Genomic DNA, 21,832 nt, shown 5'->3' on the forward strand with positions numbered 1-21,832 from the left:
ATTACTCTTCTTTATGAAAACCACTTGACCATTCCCACAACCGAGCCAAATGGTCGTAGTCACCTTCATATCGTTTTGACATGGGGACAGCATGTGAGAGATAACCTTGTTGTGGATTTTGATAATAAGTTATGAGTGCGATAAGATTTTCCCATGCATTGTCAGCAAGATCAACAGCACTTAGATGAGTTTTTCCGTCTTTTTTCTTTAAAAGAATTGATTGGGATTTAATTTCACCTTTTTTGTTAAGAGGAATGTAAAATAAATTTGAGGGGGTAAAATCTTGAAAATCTGGGAAGCCCCCTTGTATGAGTAAAGCTGTTTCTAACGCCAATTGCGGAAATAATAATTCACGAACTTGTTTTGATGAAGGAGGGGTTCCGGTTTTGAAATCTAGAATTTCAACCGTTTTATCTGGCAAAACATCAAGACGATCAGCACGTCCTGAAAGGGTTACTCCTGTTGTTCCTATAGAAATTTTTTGTGATACCACTTCCGAATATCGCTCTCGCAGTCCTAAACTTTGTTCCCATTGAATAAAGCGTGGAGCAAGGTTTTCAAAACTATTCCACCAAATTACTTCAATATCGGGTGGAAAATTGAATTTATCAAACTCTTTACGCCCAATAGCAAGCAGTACATTGAGTGCATTTGCAGCATTTGGATTTTTCATTTGTGTGCAAAAAGCTGCAAGAATAGCGTGATAAAGTGTTCCTCGTTCTGAAGCGCTAGGATCATGAATAAGTTCTTTAAGTGGTTTGAGCCTTAAGATTTTTTTAGCATAAATAGCATAGGGATCATATCGCAATGTTTCTATTTCAGTAACTGAAAAATGACGCGGGCGTATATCAAGAGGCGGAGCAGGGCAAGGACGTTCCACCTCAGAAGTTATGCTTGTATGATCAAGCATCTTTGCCCAATGGCGTAGTATTTCACCTCGTTCACGGATTTGTTCCCAAACCTGTTTTCCTACAACTGTTTCCATGCGTTGTAGCCAGCGTGAAGGAATGGAAGGCGTATGATTAACGCGCAATGCGCGACTCATCACCACTTTTTCCATTCCCATCGCCCATTGAAAATCATGCGCAGAAATACCAATACGCTGCTCTGGTGGTTCCAGAGTTAACATCATTTTCATCGGTCGCGATAAAAAAGCATCATTTCGGGTTGATATCGGCCATGACCCTTCATTAAGACCGCCGATGACCACTGTATCAACCGTTTGCAAACGCGATTCCAAAGTACCCCAGATGAATAAACGTGGATGTCCTCCAGGCGAAGGTGCGACGGAACGAGTTGCTATTATGGCAGAAAACATAGCAGGCCATTCACAAAGATGAAATGTTAATCCCGATTGATCACTGACCAATTCACGCAAAAAATTTGATAGGGCTTGTCCTGCTTCGTGTTGATAAAGATGTGCAAGAGAATTATCCTCATTGCGACCAAAATTTTCAAAAACCTCAACAGTTGCTATTGCAGCCTCATTGATGGTGCATTCTTTCTCTTGTTTCATAAGAGATGTTAAAGGTTCAACAGCTTTTTTCAAAAGATGACAAAGGAGACGTGCTTCTTCACATTTCTGCTGATCAAGGGTGTTGACTTCAGAACTATTATGAAAGGATGTATCAATCCATTTTTCGAGAAATTGATCACACTCGCAAAGATTGATGCGCCCTGTATTCCCTCGAAGAACAAAAAGTTCAAAATTTTCTGCCATTTCCCGTAAACGATGACGGTTTTGTTGGAGTGTTGTAAGGGGATGTTTAAGAAGAGAAAGAAAAGCAATGGGATCATCAGCTTGCAATACATTTTCTAAAATAAGTCGTAAGAGAGTTACAGGCAATGTTTGTGCAAGTGGTATTCCGCCTGAATCATTTGCTTCAATTCCAAATCGCTGTAATTCCACAGCAACACGGCGTGCTAAATTACGGTCATTTGTAATAAGGGCTGCAGTTTTTTTGGGTTCTTCAATAGCTTTGCGTAAGGTAACAGCTATCGCAAGAGCTTCTTCACGTTCATTTATAGCTTCAATAAATGACCAATCTGCACAAAGATTCTCATAATCATCACGGACAATTTGTACCCATTTGTCTGTTGTAGAAGCTGGTCGGAGTGCTTCTGATAAAAGAGCCATTCGTTTTTTCTTTATGCTACTCTGTTGGCCAATTTCGCAAACATGATGACGTTGACACTCCATGAGAGTTAGAAGTTTTTTTAAATGATATTGAGGATGGCTAAAAACATTTTCTGCAGGATCAAAAAAATCACAAGCTGTTTTTTCTTTATTGCTTGTGCTTAGTGCATTCCATTGTTCTTCATCCATATGAAGATCAAGACCAGGAAGAACAACAGCCCCTTTGGGCAGAGAATATATAACCTTTAAAAGATGAGAAACTGCGGGCATAGAACCTGACACACCAGCTGCAATGATCGGTTTATCAGGCTGCATGCATCGTAAAGTCTCTGCATGCATTGTGAGTACTTGATTACGCCATTCAGCGGGATTACTTCGTTGTTTTTCTTTCAAGATTTTTGGCCAATTTTGCGTAACAATAGTCAAGAAATCGAGCGTTATTTGCCACCATTCAGCGACCATATCAGGTGCAATATTTTTAAGTTCTGACCAATCTGCTCCTTCTGCTTCAATTTCGTCCATCAAATGTGCTAAATCTTGCGCAAGCCAAATCGCATCAGCACTATGAGCCGGAATAAGTACATCTTCTGTACCAAACATGGCACGCAGATGCGCAGGCAAATTTTCACGCCATGGACGGATAAGGCGCGCTAAAAGTAAAAGACGTTCGCTTTCTCCAATAGGTGGATCGAGAGCGCTGGTATGATTTTCAACAAAAAGAAAACTGTCTTCATCGACATCTCCTAGAGCACGAATGGTTGGCAAAAATGTTGATTGTGTATCACTTCTTTCAACAAAGGCTAAACGCAAAGCGCGAGCAGCACGACGTGTCGGAACATAAATAAGGCTATCGGCAAGGGCAGTTTGAATGTCTCCACTTGAAGCGAAATTATCAATAAGGCTACCAGAAAGTAGTGCATCAACAAAGTGAGGCAAAAAAGCAGTTCCCGGAGAAATAGAAAAGACATGCGGTTTATAGGTCATATGATCTCATATTTGGGATAACAAATTTCAGCTTATTGATTATTTGTATTATTTTGACTGTATACAATATTTATACAAGGAAAAACTGAAAAGCTATGTTTATAAAGCAGATTTTTTAGTTTAGATTTAAAAAATATCGAAATAAATTATATGTCTTAAGTCATCGCGAAAAAATATATAAAATTTTTCTGATATTTTTCAACGTAGAATTGGCTACAGTTTATTCTCTAACTCAAATAGGTAATATAAAAATAAATATTAAAGTTTTAAAAGGTTCTAGAGGTACCAGTGCACTGTAACTCTTTTAATAATAAATAAATTTACCGTATTTTTTATACAGTTCAATCTAAAAATATCCTTTACATACTCCATCACTTTCAGAAAAAAATAGATATCATGATATTGCAAAACTTAAAAAATCAGTTTCATAAATAATATTTTAGAATCCCATAAAAAGCTTGGAAAAAAATAATAATATTTCCACATTTCACAGCGAAAACAGATTACTTTGAGGGAGAGAGTTTTGCGAAAGTTTATCGTGCAAGCCTCTATCTTGCTAGGATTACATCCCTTATGCAAAATAGAATGCCCAAAAATATCATTATGTTGCAATTTTATATGTTTGTTTTTAAAGGGACATTTTTCATTGTACTTGATCTTACCTCGTCATGTCATCCCGTAAATAATATAAATGAATAGTATAACGTAAACTTCCGTGAATGGGATAAGATACATCACACACCACCATCATTACATCATAACGCTATAACCACCATCATCATTTTTACCCTCACCCAATATTTTGAAAGCTCTTGGCTATAGAGAAGATCTATAAGAGGTATTGTATTTCTTGCTTCAAGTGTTTTACGCACACACCAATCCTACTTATGATTTTTAAACAAATGATTTTGATTGTTCCCATATAAAAAACGATAAATTATCATTATAAATCAAATTATTGTAGAAAATATTTTTCTTTATTTTAAGAGCGTACTTGATAATCTTTAAAAGCAGAAAATTTTATTTTAGGAGCTCTTTCTGCCTCATAATTCAATGAAAAATGGTTCTCCGCTAAAAAAACTGGATCACCTTCTAAATCATACGCAATAGCAGAGCGGTGATTGCTGAGAAACTTTTGCAACTCATCTTTGCTCTGCGCTGAAATCCAACGGCATAAATTAAAGCGCGCAGACTCAAAATTCACTGGCAAAGAATATTCTATTTTTAATCGTTCTTTTAAGACATCAATTTGCAAAGCACCAATAACACCAATGAGAGAAGGCGACCCATCATCAGGAATAAACAATTGTACAACCCCTTCTTCAGCCATTTGTTGCAAAGCTTCTTTGAGCTTTTTTGCTTTCATTGGATCGCCTAAACAAACACGACGCAAAATCTCTGGTGCAAAATTTGGTACTCCCTTAAAGAGGATATCTTCTCCTTCAGTCAAAGTATCGCCGATACGCAATGTTCCATGATTAGGGATCCCTACGATATCACCAGCATAGGCTTGATCAGCAATTTGGCGCGAACGCGCAAAGAAAAATTGTGGAGCCGAAAGTGTCATCGGTTTTCTTGTTCGAACCAACTTTGTTTTCATACCACGTTCAAGCGTTCCCGAACATACCCGAAAAAATGCAATACGATCACGATGATTAGGGTCCATATTCGCTTGAATTTTAAAAACAAATCCCGTCATTTTAGGTTCAGTTGCTATGACATTGCGCTGATCTGCACTTTGATCACGAGGACTTTGACCAAAATCTATAAGCGCATTGATCAAATCACGAACACCAAAATTTCGCAAAGCTGAACCAAAATAAACCGGTGTCATATGACCTTCACGGAAAGCTTGCAGATCAAAATTCTTGCAAACACTTTGAGCAAGTTCTACCCCTTCAATAAAAGTTGAACGTTGATATTCAGGGAGTAAATGGACAACCTCTCTGGGATTTGAAACTATCTGCTGTATTATCTCATCATCTTTTTGACGAAAACGATTATGATGAAGGTCATAGGTACCAACAAAATCTTTACCCGACCCAATTGGCCATGTTATAGGCGCGGTATCAAGAGCAAGCTTTTCTTCAATTTCATCTAAAAGCTCTATAGGATCACGTGCCTCACGATCCATTTTATTGATAAACGTAACAATAGGAATATCCCGCATCCGACACACTTCAAACAATTTTAATGTTCTAGGCTCAATCCCGCGGGCCCCATCCAATACCATGATAGCACTATCAACAGCTGTGAGAGTGCGATACGTATCATCCGCAAAGTCCTCATGTCCTGGGGTATCTAGGAGATTAAAAATATGATTTTCATATTCAAACGTCATCACCGAAGTCACAACGGAAATACCACGATCACGCTCAATATTCATCCAATCAGAACGGGTTTGAATACGATCTTTTTTGGCTTTTACTTCTCCTGCAAGTTGAATAGCACCACCAAACAATAAAAGCTTTTCTGTTAATGTTGTTTTCCCCGCATCTGGGTGAGCAATAATTGCAAATGTACGGCGTCGCTTTACTTCCTGCACTCTTCGTTCCATTATTCCTCCGTCGGCCGTGCAAGTGTTTCAGCAATCAGTGCACGCATTTCATTAATCCCATAAAGCGCTATAAATGATCCCCATCGTGGACCTCGCTCTTGTCCCAGAAGGACTTCATACAACATTTGAAAAAAAACATTGGAAACACCAGGCCCACCTTCAGGGCTTTTTTTGCTATGATCTTGATAACGTTCCGTTAATCGTGCAACATCAAGAAGCATATTTTGTAACATGTTGCCATCAATAGTTTCAGGTAAATGAGCTAATTTTTCCTCAATTTGTGCTAATGTTTCTCGTTCGCTATCATCTGGTATACGAAATTTCTTGTTTGGTTTAACAAAAACATCAAAATATTTAATAGCAAACTTCACCAATTGATCAAGTTCTGGATAAGTTTGTGCATTTGCTCCTTTAGCGTAACGAGAAATAAAACCCCAAAGAACTTCTGCATTCTCCGCATTTGAAGCACTTACCAAATTTAGGAGCATCGCAAAGGATACAGGCAAATCAACCTGCGGCGGACAACCATTATGAATATGCCATACAGGATTATTCAGACGCTCTTTCCATTCTTGGCGACCATAGGCTGAAAGATGCGCATAGTATTCATCAACCGCTTTAGGAATGACATCAAAATAAAGCCTTTTTGCTGTTTTAGGCTTTGAAAACATATAAAGCCCTAAACTCTCTGTTGGAGCATAAGTAAGCCATTCATCAATGGTTAAGCCATTTCCCTTGGATTTGGAAATTTTCTGCCCTTTCTCATCTAAAAAGAGCTCATAGTTGAATCCTTCTGGGGGTTTTCCACCTAATACTTTACAAATTTTAGAAGAAAGATTTGTGGAATCGATAAGGTCTTTTCCGGCCATTTCATAATCAATGCTAAGTGCTGTCCAACGCATTGCCCAATCTACCTTCCACTGACACTTAACTTTGCCCCCCGTAACCTCTGTTTCTATGGTTTCTCCTGTTTCTGGCTCAATATAAGTGACTGTACCTTTTTCAACATTACGCGCAATCATCGGTACCTGTAATACTTTTCCAGAAAAGGGAGAAATCGGTAGAAAGAGTGAATAGGTCGCTTGCCGTTCTTCACCTAATGTTGGTAAAATAATTGCCATAACCTTGTCATAACAGGCAAGGATTTTCAAAAGTGTTTCATCAAAACGACCAGAATTGTAATAATCCGTAGCACTTGCAAATTCATAATCAAAACCAAAACGATCAAGGAAAGCCCGTAACCGCGCATTATTCGCTGCCCCAAAAGAAGGATAATCATCTCCAAAAGGGTCGGGTACACGACTCAACGGTTGACCAAGATAATGTTCCATCCTTTCGCGATCAGGCACATTCTCAGGAACCTTGCGCAAACCATCCATATCATCAGAAAAACAAAGTAATTTTGTTTTTACTTTATTCTCCGTGAGAATATGAAATGCATGACGCACCATGGTTGTACGTGCAACTTCCCCAAAAGTTCCAATATGCGGTAAACCAGAAGGGCCATAACCTGTTTCAAATATCACATTGTCTGGATAACCCGTTTTTTCATACCGTTTGATAATCTTACGTGCTTCTTCAAATGGCCAAGTTCTCGATTGAGAAGCTGCATCTTTTAATTCAGGCGTAAGGTTGAGGGTATCACACTGATCACGCATCATTATTTATCCTAAAAATTACACTCTTTCAAAATAGGGTGTATGGTTCTTGAATTTATTCGTCAATAATAGCAAGCAAAAAGATGAAAATTTCTTTATACTCTTAAGTCACAATACAAAAACCGCCCTCGTTATAAACATGTTTTGTTCTGATAAAAATCAAAAACATTCAATATTATAAAGCAAAATTGACTTGTTTTGATTATCGAAGCCTTCATTGCTATTATTATCATGGGTTTTGCTTATTATATTTATTAGCGCAGAAGATAAGCTTCTAGTATTGAACGAAAGAACGGTAAAAACCAACAGAAAAAATGCTTAAACTAGGCATTTCATACAAAATCACTAATCCATATTACACTTGTCACCGTAATTTTCTATTTCTTTTCTTTATCACCTTGATGACGCATTGCTAATGTACGCAAACGTAGAGCATTTAATTTAATAAAACCAGTTGCATCTCTTTGATCATAAACACCTTGATCATCCTCGAAAGTTACCAACTCACTAGAATAAAGTGATTTTTTACTTTGGCGCCCTTCAATAATTACATTCCCCTTATAAAGCTTTAACGTGACTTCACCTTCAACATGTTCTTGAGATAAATCAATAGCTGCCTGCAACATCTTACGTTCCGGCGAAAACCAAAATCCATAATAAATGAGTTCTGCATAACGTGGCATCAATTCATCTTTCAAATGAGCTGCACCACGATCTAGTGTTAAAGATTCTATCGCTCTGTGAGCCGTCAAAAGAATGGTCCCCCCTGGTGTTTCATAAATACCCCGCGATTTCATACCCACAAAGCGATTTTCTACCAAATCTAACCGACCAATACCATTATCGCGCCCATAATGATTTAATTCTGCAAGTAAAGTTGCAGGAGATAAATTTTTTCCATTGATTGAAACAGCATCGCCTTTTTTAAAGCCAAGAGTAATTCTGGTTGCTTGATCTGGAGCATCTTCCGGCGAAAGAGTACGCATATGGACATATTCAGGAGCAGGAAGTGCTGGATCTTCTAAAATCTTTCCTTCTGATGAAGAATGCAATAAATTTGCATCCACTGAAAAAGGCGCTTCACCTTGCTTATCCTTTTCTACAGGAATTTGATGAATACGAGCAAATTCAAAGAGATCTGTCCGACTCTTAAAATCCCAATCACGCCATGGAGCAATAATCTTTATATCAGGATTAAGCGCATAAGCGGAAAGCTCAAAGCGTACCTGATCATTGCCTTTTCCTGTTGCCCCATGAGCAATGGCATCAGCCCCTGTTTCCTTAGCAATTTCAATAAGGCGTTTTGAAATAAGTGGACGTGCAATTGATGTTCCTAAAAGATAAGTCCCCTCATAAATGGTATTGGCTCGAAACATCGGAAAAACAAAATCACGCACAAACTCTTCACGCAAATCTTCAATATAAATTTCTTTAACACCTAGCATTTCAGCTTTACGACGAGCAAGTTCCAGCTCTTCCCCCTGCCCCAAATCTGCTGTAAAAGTTACAACTTCAACGCCTAGCGTACTTTGCAACCATTTAAGAATAATTGACGTATCCAATCCACCTGAATAAGCCAAAACAACTTTTCTAATATTTTGCCACTTTTTCATTTTAACGTTCTATATGAGCTACTTTTTTTATTTCTACCCAAAAATCAAAACGATACAAGAAATATAAAAATAAATTCTTTTTAAGCAACATTAAAAAGACGTAAAAAGCGTAAATAAAAGTGCCTCAAAGTATAAATAGTGAACACTGCTTAAAAATAAAAGGAGATTTACGTGTCATTTCTACCGGAGTGGTCTATTGTTGTACAATTTGCTTTAGCATCGTTGATTTTAGCACTTATTCCAGGACCAGATATGATGCTTTCTGTAGGACGAACCATTACACAAAGCAAAAAAGCTGGAATTATGTGCGCCTTGGGTAGTGCAACAGGGTTTGCCATTCAGGTTACCGCTGTAGCACTTGGCTTATCAGCGCTTATTTTTGCTGCACCACATACTTTTGTTCTTCTGAAAATTGTTGGCGCCTTTTATCTTTTATGGTTTTCCTTTCAAGCGTTACGGAGAAACCCCACTTTTTCCTTTGAACAGACATCTTCTAAATCTCAAAGCGCTAAACGTAACTATCTTGCTGGTATTGGAATTAATCTTCTCAATCCTAAAGTTATACTCTTTAACGCGACATTCTTACCACAATTTATCAATGCGAATGATCCTATGGCAACACAAAAATTGCTCTTTTTAGGACTCTCTTATATTCCTATTTCTTTCCCCATTACAATTGCAATCGTTTTTACAGCGCATAAACTTACCAAAACTCTCAAAAAGAACCCTCTTTATATTCGCTTTCTCGACTGGCTTATTGCTGGTACTTTTACCAGCTTTGCCCTCCATCTCCTTATCGTTACAAAACATTGATTTATATGTGTAATGTATCGCTTTTAATTTAAATAAAAAAACAAATATTATAAGATTTTTTCATTTCAAACCCGTTTATGTTGAATAAAACAATACCTTTCCTTTGTACATCACAAGCGAAGCTGGAGTTTTCGTATGGATAAAAACTGTCTAAGAAAAGAATAAAAATACCTCTTATGAACCATCTTAAGTGCCAAAAGCTGTTTACAACATTGGGAGCTAAAAAATAGAATGGTGGTATCAACTTACACCTTTATTAAACATAAAGGTGTAGGAGTATAGTACATTTCACAGAGCCTTTTTGTTATACTCTTCACAGGCATTGTCGTGATATGAAGAGTGCACTCAGAGATACCTAAAAAACATATCAATGGACAACACAATGGTATTTATATTTTAGATCCTCTGTTGTGCTTGTGAAGCGTGATCTTATTAAAGAACGTAATAAACAAAAGCATGAGGCAGTGCACCATCTCCACTTTTTAAAAGATATTACCGTAGATGCTTTTAAAAGACATAAAACCGAATTAAAGAGTATGATAATAAGGTAGAAATTAGTTACAATCCTTAAGACCTCATATTCCCTCTAAATTAGGCTTCCTTCTTATTTCAGAGATTATGCAAACAGACTATAGACAATATCTTACCCCTTTTAGCATATAAAAGCTGAGACTGTTCGTCTAGCACTTATCTATCTTAATCTCTGTCTCACACATGCTATTATATGATGATTTACTGAAAAAAAGCATAGGCCTCGATATCGCTGAAAATTGCGTTAACTAATGACCAATGGCATTTTCAAGTCGTAACCGTTCAGATTTACGTAAGCGCTCTGAAGCTGATTTAAGCTGTCCACATGCAGCTAAAATATCGCGTCCACGCGGTATCCGAATAGGAGAAGCATAGCCCGCTTGATTAACGACATCAGCAAAACGCTCGATTTGCTCCCAATCAGAACACTGATAATTACTCCCTGGCCACGGATTAAAAGGGATTAAATTAATCTTAGCAGGAATCCCTTTCAATAACTGAATCAATCGCTTAGCATCATCTAAACTATCATTGATATCTTTCAGCATAACATATTCAAATGTGATTCGTTTTGCATTGGAAAGACCAGGATAATTACGGCAAGCCTCCATTAGTAAAGCAAGCGGATATTTTTTATTAATGGGAACAAGCATATCCCTTAGTGTATCGTGTACTGCGTGGAGTGAAATTGCTAACATAACACCAATTTCTTCTCCGGTTCGGATAATTCCAGGAACAACCCCACTAGTTGAAAGCGTAATTCGACGTTTTGATAAAGAAAGGCCATCGCCATCAGAGGCAATCAATAAAGCTTTTTTAACAGCTTCAAAATTATAAAGAGGTTCTCCCATTCCCATCATAACAATATTGGTAATTTTTCGTCCTTCAATGGGAACAATTGCTCCATCAGGGGTATTCTTATCAGGAAAATCACCCAAACAATCACGTGCAACTAATAGTTGTGCTAAAATCTCTTCTGCGGTCAGATTACGAACAAGCATCTGCGTTCCCGTATGGCAAAAAGAGCAGGTTAACGTACACCCTACTTGCGATGAAAGACATAAAGTACCACGTCCTTCTTCAGGGATATAAACCGTTTCAATTTCAACAGGTCTTCCAGCTCCACGTGCAGGAAAACGTAAAAGCCATTTACGTGTACCGTCTTTTGATATTTGTTCTCCAACAATTTCTGGACGCATAATGGAAAAATGACACTTAAGTGTTTCTTGCATTGCTTTAGAAATATTCAGCATCTCATCAAAATTTGAAACACCACGCACATAAAGCCAATGCCAAAGCTGACGCATACGCATACGCGTTTGATGCTCTGGTACACCAACTGTCTTTAAAGCTTGTATCATTTCATCTTGCGACAAACCAATTAAAGAGAGCTTAGAACTCTCCTTCACGACCACATTATCTGTTTTTCGTGCAAAACATGAACCAACTGGTCTAAGGTCATAGGAAATGGCCATTGCTTTCCAATTCACATCACTATTTTAGAAGTTATCGAAACCTTAATGGCACTTTTGAGCTGCGTTTAATGCAGCAGTGACCCCTTTTAAGGAATAAGTATAGGTGGTATGCGTTCCTCTTTTTGATATCGCTTGCACTGTCATATTGTTTCCAGCACGTATAGCAGAAACAAGCTGCTTTTCTAGCTCTGATGACGCCAACCAAGCTGAGGAATCCTTCGTGAAAAAATTAAAGTCCTTATTTCCAATGGTCACTGTCACTCTCGATCCTTCTTGAAGCGTATAACCAGCCATAAACTGCGGTTCGAACGAAACAGGTGAATGAGAACGCTTGGTAATTAAGAAAAAATTATCACCATGATTAACCGTCGTTGGAAGAGCCTTCAAAGGTACCGATAACACATAGCAAATCGTATTTTGGGGCGATTTATAAGAATAGACCCCCCATGCTTCAAATTGATTTAAACGATTTGGCGTTTGTGCACATGCTGCCCCAGCTGTAACCAGAACCATTACAGATGCAGCAATAACAGTCTTTTCAAACATCTTTATTTAGCTCACTTCTTTAGTCTCTAACAAGATTCTCTTCATTGGAAAAATTCAAAAAAACCTCGATACTCATGTATCACTGTCCTAATTCTTCCAATAAGCAAAATATTTTCACACCAATTAAAATAGATCTCTACGTTTCATTGTGACCTTTTAGGTGTTACCAAAATATAAACTTCTTATTCAATAACCACATTAAAAAATAACATTTTCATTTTATGCTACTCATTTCGTTTTTGTATAAAAAACGATTTCTTTAAGCAATAGAACTTCAAAACGAGATGAAAATACACTACCACTCTGTTAAGAAATAAACTATACTCTTTAATATCACAAGAAATCTGCTGCAAAATTTTGCAAACACACCCTGACCTCCCCAAAAATTTCACAGCCTTGCGAATATCACTTCTCGACTTCACACATTCAATACATTTATGTTCGTAAATACCTCACCTTTTATCCATTATAGTGCATTCATACTTCGTATTCAACATCGTTCCCATATCGCCTTTTCATAATCTTCAAAATATCTTAAAAAAATAATAGACTATTATCACTACATTGGTCATGAAACATAAAGTACTTAGATTTTGTCTCAACAACTACATGTAACTTTGTTTCTTTTGCTCCTATTAACTCTTCCTATATATTTCATCTCCAATTTTTAAGTTCTAAAGTGATTCTAGTAGCTTATAATAGCTTAAACATATTATTTTAAATGTATTAGACAATTCCTTTCTTCCTGTTACCAAAAACGTTTTAAGAATTTTTTGACAAGTTCTCTTATCTTATTTCTAAGTAATTTATAACAAGAAATATAAAACTTTTTTCTATAGAAGTTCTAACATTACCGTTTTTTAAACAACATTTTAATCAATTAAAGACACTTGAATAAATCTTCTTATGCACAAAAACTCTTTCACCCAACCTAAAGGTATAGTTTTCATTCTTACCGTACAAAATTATTTTTTAGTATGAGCTCTATACAACAGCTGACATCTAAATCATACTTAATCACACTTTGCCAGCTTCCAATATTGCTACAGCCCTTGGCACTTGAGACGGTTCATAAGAAGCATTTTTACTCCTTGTCTCATACAATCTTATTCACACGGCTTTCCCTGATTGTAATCGTGTAAGTGAATGGTTTTGATTGATTCAACATAAATAGGTTCGGCATGAGGGAATCTTATGAACTTCGGATCTCTCATTCAACATGTAAAACAGTAAATTATCTTTATAAATTAATATGTTGAAACACACAGGATACAATATCCCCTATTTTCTACTTGAATCTTAATAATATTATCCCTAAGTACTAAAATTTAATTTACTAAAAAATTCAATGCACGAATAAACTTTTCTATTGATTACTGCCCCACCCTCAGAGGGTGAAGATTTTTAACCCAATTTGGTGTATAAGAAGTTTGGATTCTTGTTGAGTCGAGTTCCCCTTGCCTTTCCACTCATGTGATTCACTTAACTAAAGGCTCTACAGACAAATCCTGCTTAAAAATATTTACCACGCACTCTAAAAGCACTTAATATATCAAGAAGATTTCCAGAATTTATCTCACCACACCTCAAATGATAGTGTTTTTATAGTATAATAGGATAAAAGAATCCATGAACATAATAATTAGGTGCTTTAATATACGAGAACAAGAAAGGACAACTCCTTCGTTTTTGTTGCTTGCTCTTTAAAAAGAAGGTTCACTTAGAAATGATTTTTTTTAAATCTCATGACATAACCTTTTGTTATTAGTCTTAAGATGCAAATTATATTATTTCCTACGCTCTGTGGTGCATACCTCGCAATTTATACGCTCATAATACCTTTTAAGCTGCATTTGATTCTGAAGTTTGAATCAATAAAGCATAAAGCGCATTGGCATTATGCGTATTGCGCAACTTTTGCACAACATCAGCATGGCGCAAAACACGTGCAATCTGAGATAAAGCTTTTAAGTGATCTGCACCAGCATTTTCAGGTGCCAAAAGGAGAAAAACGAGATCTATAGGTTCGTCATCGAGAGCTTCAAAATCAACAGGACTTTCAAGACGTGCAAATATACCAACAATCCGATCAATATCAGGTAATTTCCCATGAGGAATCGCAATACCACCACCCAAACCCGTTGAACCAAGCTTCTCGCGTTGCAAAACAACATCAAAAATTACATGCTCACTAAGACCTGTCAGCTTAGAAGCCTTTTCGGCTAAAATTTGTAGAACTTGTTTTTTCGAATTAGCCTTAAGAGCCGGAATGATCGCTTCCGGTGCTATTAACTCACTCAAATTCATACTTTAATTTTCCTCTTACACGCTCAAATGCTCATCAATAAACCTATAAACGGTATAGATACTTAATGTTCTTTCACTTTTCGCAACATCGCATGTGTTTTTATTTTTCAATTTATAACGGATGATAACTCAATACATGTCATATCACTTTTAACACAACAATAAATAGTATTTAGCTCCTCATTAACGGCATGAGAAAACAAAGAAATGAAGTTGTTCATAAAGTTAATTTCCTTACGACTCTAGAAAAGGTCATTATTCATAAATTTATTAAACTTGTCATAAGAATTGATGTATAATTCGCTATCAGAGTTTTTCTTTTCTTAAAAATGATCCCTTAAATTAAAATGAAAAGCATACTGAGCAAAATGGACCTTTACTTTGAAAATTACTGTATAGCTTGAATACCGCCTTATAACAAGAATATAAAGGTTTTTAGAGATTTAATGGTTATTTTAAAAGATTTATAGATTTAGCCTGATATCTGTAGTCAAGCTCCTATTTTTTAATAGGGCCATATAAACCAATAAAATACGACAACTCCTATTGAATAACCGGCGCTCCTATTAAAATACCTAAACCAGCATCATCGATATATTACAGAGAAAAATATGATAAACATCTCTTACCTTTCAATAATACACGCATTTATTGAGAGTTTCATTTATCACTCATTATAACGTTAATCTAGTGATATCTTTTCTATGATACAATCATGAGTAAGCTAAACTTATAAAAAAACAAACTAACTCTTTAATGATGAAGCTTTTTTCACCACTCAATAAAAACATTCTAAGGTTATAGTCATAAAAGAAGTTTTGGCATAAATAAGGAGATTTTCAGTAATAATGTTTGGTTAAACTTAAATGGAAACTCGTGAAAGCTGTAAAATCAAAGAGAAAACTGATTTCCTAAATAAATTCTGCGTACATCAACGTTGTTGATAATATCGTTAGGACAACCGTGAACTAACACCCGCCCTGTATGAATAATATAAGCGCGGTCGACAAGCCCTAATGTCTCACGCACATTATGATCCGTTATTAAAACACCAATGCCACGCTTCGTTAAATGACGAATAAGTTGTTGAATATCGAAAATAGCGATAGGATCAATTCCTGCAAATGGTTCATCAAGTAACATAAAATGGGGACGAGAAGCTAAAGCACGCGCAATTTCAAGTCGCCGACGTTCACCTCCAGATAACGAAAGTGCAGACATTTTACGTAAATGATCAATTTTAAATTCATGTAAAAGGCTATCTAACTCTTCACGCTGTTTAAGGCGATCTTTTTCAACGACCTCTAAAACAGCTTTAATGTTATTTTCTACTGAAAGACCACGAAAAATAGACGCTTCCTGTGGAAGATATCCAATACCTAAACGCGCACGTCGATACATCGGAAGATGCGTAATATCAAATCCATCAATTTTAATGGATCCTCCATCAGATTTTATAAGCCCCGTAACCATATAAAAACAAGTTGTTTTACCTGCCCCATTGGGCCCTAAAATGCCAACGGCTTCTCCCGTACGAATGCCAAAAGAAACACCATTAACAGTTCGTCTTCCTCGATAAACTTTAATCAAATTACTGGCAATCAAGGTCCCTTTTAAGGGGTTTTTTGAAGCTTCACTTTCAAGATTATACCTATCGGTCTGTTTTTTTATTTTGATTCCAAACATGAAATCTTAATGACCATTCTTTTGATTTTGTTTTAAAATAATAGAAACACGACCTTTTTTCTTAGGTGTTTCACAACCTTCTAAAAAAGCCTTTCCGCTTTCCATATTTGCCGTTAGTTTGCACCCCGTTGCCACATTGTCACCATCAGTTAACACAACATGATTCCCCGTCAAACTCATCATTTTTGACTTTCCATCAAAAACGCCTTTATCACCCGTAGCAACTTGCGTAGCAATTTTTATATAAACTTTTCCTAAAGCTTCCATTTTTTGTATACTCGACGAACCAAATAAAGAAACAGATGATGCCTTTGTATTTTCCTGATTTTTATCAATTTCTTTATATGCTTTATCGTAGTAAACAACTAATTCTGCCGTTCTTAAAAGACGTTCACCTTGCACCACTGAAACATCACCCTTAAAAAGCGCTATCCCTTCTTTATCACGTATTTCCAAAGAATCTGCATGAAGTTCTACCGGTTCTTTATCGCTTGATAGACTTATTCCAAAATGGGCCACTTCAGCATATCCTAAAACTGCTCCTCCTCCTAACATTCCCATGCTAAAAGCCAACATCACACCTATCCATCTTTTGTACGATTTCATTATTTCAATTCTTTTGTTTGTATATACACATACTTCTCTTTATAAATATCCTTTAAAGATTTGTATTGATATTGCGTTATTGCTTTTGAAGCACTAAATGCACTCCACCATGGAAATACATGTTTTTTCCTTTTTCTCGAATTTGTAAGGCGTTTGCGGCAAGATGAAAACCGGCTTGCTGAATATTAACACGTTGATCTGTTTTTAACTGTCCCTCGGATAAGTTAATACTAGCTGACATAAATTGTACCATCATCCCATCATTCGTCGTAATGGTGAATGGCTTGTCCAACTGTAAAAAACCATTAATGTTATCGTAAACCCCCCCTTGTGCTGCGAGAAAAATCTGTCTTTGTTGGCCCATAAATGCTCTAGCTGTAATGTTTTGCAACCCAATCATTCCAGCGTGTGTATGGTCTTGAAATGCCTTTTCTGCTTTAAGCCAATAAGGTTCATGAGCACGCGTATACCCTTCTAATTTTGGATTGAGCATCGTCAAATTCATCACGCCACTTTCTCCATTGTTCAAAGGCATAGAATCAGAAGTAATGGGAACCAAGAAAAACGTAAACCAGCAAAAAACCAGCGCTGAAATCAACGCTAAGAGAGGTAAAAAGATTTTTAATATGCTAATGCGACGCGAATGACGGGATGCTTTTTTTAAAACATCTCCACAAGATGATTGCGTTGAAAAGGCTTCATAATGATTGTGTACGGACATACTCTCCTGATCTCTTAAATACTCCGCATTTTTAATCTGTATAACCTTTATAGAAGGTATTTTCAAATTTTGTTTCTTGCAATTTGTTTTTTCTTGATTTTATTTTGCTTTTATCCGTTTATATATTGTAATATGCATGGAGTGCACAATTACAAAATTTTTTTGTGTGAAAGTGAGGCTATTGTGGTAAAATCAGAGCTTGTGCAAATTATCGCTCGTCATAACCCGCATCTTTTTCAACGGGATGTGGAGAATATTGTAAACGCTATTTTTGAGGAAATTGCAACAGCACTTGCAAATGGCAATCGCGTTGAACTTCGTGGATTTGGAGCTTTTTCTGTAAAAAGCCGTTCAGCCCGTAATGGACGTAATCCACGAACAGGTGAAGCTGTTTCTGTTGAAGAAAAGTGGATTCCTTTTTTTAAAACTGGCAAGGATTTACGCGACCGTCTTAATCAGTGAGAAACTTATGATAATTAAACGTATTCTTCTAACAAGTATCGGTGTGATTCTCGCAGCGGTTTTGATTATTTTTATCGTGGCTAATCGTCAAATGGTTCCGTTAACCCTTGATCCTTTTCGAGCAAATCCTGAAAGTTTTACTTATCATGCTCCCCTCTTTATATGGCTCTTTATTTTCTTTGGTTTTGGTATTTTATTAGGAAATCTGATAAGTTGGTTTTCCTATCACAAATACAAAAAAGCTCTCAAAAAAAGTAAAGCCGAGATTGAAAAATTGAAAACATCTATCACAAATCTGGTGTAATGGTATTTAAATGAAATCTTTTCTCTTTAGTATTTTATATTCAGTACAGAGTTAAAAGTGCTCTTTTTCTTTTTTTATACATGTTTTAATTGACTTTAGCTTTTTTGCACTTTTACGAAACATTTAAGAGCTTTATAATATCTTTTTATACCTCATATACCGTGATACAAAACATGCCCGCACAATACTTTCAATCCTCCCATAACAATAGATATCCGCAGGAAAAGTTGCCCCTTATTTTAGAAACGGGTATAAGCGAAAACTATGCTCTCATTGATTCTGGTCATGGACAAAAATTAGAACGTTATGGAGCTTACCGCATTATTCGACCAGAAGGTCAAGCACTATGGAAACCCGCTTTACCTCAACAACAATGGGCTGATGTTGATGCTATTTTCACAGGAAACCTTGATGAAGAAGGGGTTGGGCGTTGGCATTTTCCTAAAAAGCCACTTGATGAAACATGGGCTCTTGCTTGGAATGGATTGTCTTTTCTAGGCCGTTTTACTTCCTTTCGTCATGTGGGGGTTTTTCCTGAACAAGATGCCCATTGGCGCTCTATGGAAGAACAAATTGTTCAAGCCAAACGCCCTATAAAATTGTTGAATCTTTTTGGCTATACAGGTATTGCCTCTTTGATTGGAGCACGAGCGGGTGCGAATGTTACCCATGTTGATGCTTCTAAAAAAGCCATTGCGTGGGCAAAAGCTAATCAAGAAAGAGCAGGATTACCAGATCATTCTATTCGCTGGATTTGTGATGATGCTATGAAATTTGTCGAGCGTGAACTGCGTCGTAAAAAAAGCTATGATATGATTCTTCTTGATCCCCCTGCTTATGGGCGTGGACCCCATGGTGAAATTTGGCAACTGTTTGATCATTTACCCGCCATGATCACAAATTGTCGTAAACTTCTCTCTGATAAACCGCTCTCTGTTGTCCTTACAGCTTATTCTATTCGTGCTTCCTTCTTTGCACTTCATGCTTTAATGCGTGATGCATTTGTAAATCTTGGTGGTACAGTCGAATCAGGAGAACTCATTTTGCGTGAAGAAGTTGCAGGACGTGCTCTTTCTACTTCTCTTTTTAGCCGTTGGATTGCTTGAATATGTGTAGACCTAAAACTGGTAGAGTGAAAGAAATTACCTCTCTTAGCAACCCCATCATAAAAGATCTTAAAGCACTTAGCCAAAAGAAAAACCGTAATAGAGAAGGTCTTTTCATGGCAGAAGGATTGAAATTGGTCATTGATGCTCTCAATCTTGGCTGGACAATACAGACGCTTATTTTTTCTAAAAGTAAAATCGGTAATGCTACTATCGAAAATACTGCCGCACGTGCTGTAGCCAACGGTGGTTTTGTTATTAAAGCCTCACAAAAGGTTATGGAATCACTTACCCGACGCGATAACCCACAAACAGTTATTGGTATTTTCAAGCAAAAATGGCACTCTTTTGAAATGATAAAAGGACAGATTAAAGATGTTTACATCGCGCTTGATCGTGTGCGTGATCCTGGAAACCTTGGTACCATTATTCGAACCGCTGATGCTGTAGGTGCTAAAGGTGTTATTTTAATTGGTGAAACAACAGACCCTTTCTCGCCTGAAACGGTCCGTGCAACCATGGGATCTATTTTCTCTGTACCACTTTATCGTTTTGATGAAAGCGCCTTTTTAAACTGGTCTTCTCACTTTAAAGGTATGATCGTTGGAACACACCTCAAAGGATCTCTGGATTATCGCACACTTGACTTCAAAAATGGCCCTATTATCCTTTTAATGGGGAATGAAAAACAGGGATTATCAGATCTTCTTACGAATCGGTGTGATAAACTTACGCGTATTCCACAAAGCGGACGAGCAGACTCGCTTAATCTAGCTGTAGCAACAGCTGTTATGCTTTATGAAATCCGTCGCCCCTATTTAATACTGGAACCATGTGAGGAAAAACATGATTCGTAAATCACTCCCTTTTCTTCTCTTGGGCTTGTCTTTTACAGTAGTACTTGATCAAGCTGTCAAATACTGGGTTATGCACAATATGCCTTTAGGAACAGAAATTTCGCTTATTCCTTTTCTTTCCCTTTATCATGTGCGCAATTCTGGCATCGCATTTTCGTTTTTTTCTTCCTTTTCTCAGTGGGGAATCATCGCCATCACGATCATTGTGATTATCTTCCTTCTATGGTTATGGAAAAATACTGAATATAATAAGTATTTAATGCGCTTTGGCCTTATTTTTATTATTGGAGGAGCCATCGGCAATCTCATTGATCGTATTCGCTTTCATCATGTCACTGATTATATACTTTTTCATATTGATGATATTTTTTATTTTGCTATTTTCAACCTTGCAGATAGTTTTATCACTCTCGGTGTTATTGCCATCCTTATTGAAGAATTGCGTACTTGGATGAAAGGAAGGCGTCATTCCAATAGTACATCTCCTCATTGATATGTTCATTGCCTTAGAAAACAGAGAGCTTTGATCATCACAAGTCTGATTACGCATTGATTTCTCTTAATCAATTCTTGTTGCTCGTCATTTCACGTGTTTCTCTTCATGGGACGATAAGATCTTACTTTCTTTTCAACTTCACATTTCTACACTTAGTTAGTGCAAAAGAAATGAACTCAAATAGAAATCAATATTTTTTATCCATGTGTCCTACATCATAATTTTTGAGGAGATATTTCACAGCATTTAAAGTTCCATTTATTTAATTAGAACAATTGCTTTTCGTATGTTTTTTAGTTTTTACAGATATCGCTTTTACAGAGCCTTTCTTAAGTGCTTCGTTTAAAAACTCTCTTTTTTTATTTTATATATTGTTTAATAAAAAACATTTTTTCAACTATTTTCAATGGTGTCTTGTTAAAGCAACATATTGATTATAAATATAAATTACCTTTTTTCATATTGAATAAAGCCCTTAATAGCCTAAATCTCTTTTATTTGGAATCTGTTCATGTTGAATCCATAAAAACCCTGTCTCTTGCAAGACACAAGCAAGTTAATAATCTTGATTAATATAAACAGATTTGAAACCAGAGAAGCTTGCGATATTTAGAGTATCATTTAGCATTCAAAAAGACAATTTATCATTACATATCAATATATTATATAAAAATCCAATTCGATAGCTCTTATAACCGTGCAAAACAGATGCAATATTGGAGGTTGAAAATAGTGTGATGATACTTGCCGCTCTTCTCATAAACGCAAAAATAGTGAATATTTTATAAGGGATTGTATTACATAGTTTCTGTGAAAATAGAAAAATTTTTAAGTATAGTCTTTTTATCTTGCAAAAATATGGCAAAAAATGGAAATATTTTTTATTAAAATGAACTATTTCCTTACCAATTTGTAAGGTTCCTTCTTCATATAAATCTCTTGTAATTTTTAAATAAATCTCCATAATAAGAGC

At 36.4% G+C, this 21,832-nt stretch carries 17 protein-coding genes; 7 read left to right on the forward strand and 10 right to left on the reverse strand.

Annotated features, from left to right (window positions below; all coding sequences use genetic code 11):
• Window position 1: 1 nt before the first annotated feature.
• Window positions 2-3,121 (reverse strand): double-strand break repair protein AddB, encoded by a 3,120-nt coding sequence (gene addB, locus ACFIK3_RS00620; RefSeq protein WP_375676099.1) that lies wholly within the window; start codon window positions 3,119-3,121, stop codon window positions 2-4.
• Between the two features lie 318 nt (window positions 3,122-3,439).
• Between addB and ACFIK3_RS00625 the strand changes: the two genes are divergently transcribed.
• Window positions 3,440-3,556, forward strand: a complete 117-nt coding sequence (locus tag ACFIK3_RS00625) for a type II toxin-antitoxin system RelE/ParE family toxin (RefSeq protein ID WP_375645451.1) — start codon at window positions 3,440-3,442, stop codon at window positions 3,554-3,556.
• 547 nt (window positions 3,557-4,103) lie between these two features.
• Here the strand turns inward: ACFIK3_RS00625 and ACFIK3_RS00630 are convergent.
• From ACFIK3_RS00630 to ACFIK3_RS00640, 3 genes are all read right to left on the reverse strand, one after another.
• Window positions 4,104-5,678 (reverse strand): peptide chain release factor 3, encoded by a 1,575-nt coding sequence (locus ACFIK3_RS00630; RefSeq protein WP_375630604.1) that lies wholly within the window; start codon window positions 5,676-5,678, stop codon window positions 4,104-4,106.
• A complete protein-coding gene (locus ACFIK3_RS00635) occupies window positions 5,678-7,339 on the reverse strand; it encodes a lysine--tRNA ligase (RefSeq protein ID WP_375676101.1) in 1,662 nt (553 codons plus the stop codon). The genes ACFIK3_RS00630 and ACFIK3_RS00635 overlap by 1 nt, the downstream gene beginning before the upstream one ends.
• 374 nt (window positions 7,340-7,713) lie before the next feature.
• Window positions 7,714-8,949 carry an argininosuccinate synthase gene (locus ACFIK3_RS00640; protein WP_375630607.1) on the reverse strand — a complete coding sequence of 412 codons (1,236 nt, stop codon included), beginning with the start codon at window positions 8,947-8,949 and terminating at the stop codon, window positions 7,714-7,716.
• 171 nt (window positions 8,950-9,120) lie between these two features.
• On the opposite strand from ACFIK3_RS00640, the gene ACFIK3_RS00645 reads away from it, so the two are divergent.
• Entirely contained in the window at window positions 9,121-9,762 is a 642-nt protein-coding gene (locus tag ACFIK3_RS00645; RefSeq protein WP_375630609.1) for a LysE family translocator, read from the forward strand.
• Window positions 9,763-10,541: 779 nt separating this feature from the next.
• Here the strand turns inward: ACFIK3_RS00645 and rlmN are convergent.
• The 6 genes from rlmN to lptC form a co-directional block, all read right to left on the reverse strand.
• Complete coding sequence (gene rlmN / locus ACFIK3_RS00650) at window positions 10,542-11,768, reverse strand: 23S rRNA (adenine(2503)-C(2))-methyltransferase RlmN (protein ID WP_375654291.1); 1,227 nt, start codon at window positions 11,766-11,768, stop codon at window positions 10,542-10,544.
• Between the two features lie 42 nt (window positions 11,769-11,810).
• A complete protein-coding gene (locus ACFIK3_RS00655) occupies window positions 11,811-12,314 on the reverse strand; it encodes an invasion associated locus B family protein (protein WP_273790192.1) in 504 nt (167 codons plus the stop codon).
• Window positions 12,315-14,156: 1,842 nt separating this feature from the next.
• The gene (gene ptsN / locus ACFIK3_RS00660) at window positions 14,157-14,621 is read right to left on the reverse strand and encodes a PTS IIA-like nitrogen regulatory protein PtsN (protein ID WP_273790191.1); all 465 of its coding nucleotides are present in this window, start codon (window positions 14,619-14,621) and stop codon (window positions 14,157-14,159) included.
• 891 nt (window positions 14,622-15,512) lie between these two features.
• Window positions 15,513-16,307 carry an LPS export ABC transporter ATP-binding protein gene (gene lptB / locus ACFIK3_RS00665; RefSeq protein WP_273790190.1) on the reverse strand — a complete coding sequence of 265 codons (795 nt, stop codon included), beginning with the start codon at window positions 16,305-16,307 and terminating at the stop codon, window positions 15,513-15,515.
• A 6-nt stretch (window positions 16,308-16,313) separates the two neighbouring features.
• Window positions 16,314-16,913, reverse strand: a complete 600-nt coding sequence (locus ACFIK3_RS00670; protein WP_375643020.1) for an LptA/OstA family protein — start codon at window positions 16,911-16,913, stop codon at window positions 16,314-16,316.
• A gap of 76 nt (window positions 16,914-16,989) precedes the next feature.
• On the reverse strand, window positions 16,990-17,634 hold the full coding sequence (lptC, locus tag ACFIK3_RS00675; RefSeq protein ID WP_273790187.1) for an LPS export ABC transporter periplasmic protein LptC: 645 nt from the start codon (window positions 17,632-17,634) through the stop codon (window positions 16,990-16,992).
• A 183-nt stretch (window positions 17,635-17,817) separates the two neighbouring features.
• Here lptC and ihfB point away from each other — a divergent pair, with 183 nt between their 5' ends.
• The 5 genes from ihfB (at window position 17,818) to lspA (ending at window position 20,856) form a co-directional block, all read left to right on the forward strand.
• Window positions 17,818-18,096, forward strand: coding sequence for an integration host factor subunit beta (ihfB, locus tag ACFIK3_RS00680; RefSeq protein ID WP_273790186.1), 279 nt, complete (start codon window positions 17,818-17,820; stop codon window positions 18,094-18,096).
• Between the two features lie 7 nt (window positions 18,097-18,103).
• Entirely contained in the window at window positions 18,104-18,400 is a 297-nt protein-coding gene (locus ACFIK3_RS00685) for a lipopolysaccharide assembly protein LapA domain-containing protein (RefSeq protein WP_375676106.1), read from the forward strand.
• A 173-nt stretch (window positions 18,401-18,573) separates the two neighbouring features.
• Window positions 18,574-19,506, forward strand: a complete 933-nt coding sequence (locus tag ACFIK3_RS00690; protein ID WP_375637260.1) for a class I SAM-dependent methyltransferase — start codon at window positions 18,574-18,576, stop codon at window positions 19,504-19,506.
• A gap of 2 nt (window positions 19,507-19,508) precedes the next feature.
• Complete coding sequence (locus tag ACFIK3_RS00695; RefSeq protein ID WP_375630618.1) at window positions 19,509-20,363, forward strand: TrmH family RNA methyltransferase; 855 nt, start codon at window positions 19,509-19,511, stop codon at window positions 20,361-20,363.
• The gene (gene lspA / locus ACFIK3_RS00700) at window positions 20,353-20,856 is read left to right on the forward strand and encodes a signal peptidase II (protein ID WP_375676109.1); all 504 of its coding nucleotides are present in this window, start codon (window positions 20,353-20,355) and stop codon (window positions 20,854-20,856) included. Before ACFIK3_RS00695 ends, lspA begins: the two co-directional genes overlap by 11 nt.
• Window positions 20,857-21,832 lie beyond the last annotated feature (976 nt).

This window comes from Bartonella sp. CB10SXKL (genome assembly GCF_042195515.1).
Taxonomy (GTDB): domain Bacteria; phylum Pseudomonadota; class Alphaproteobacteria; order Rhizobiales; family Rhizobiaceae; genus Bartonella.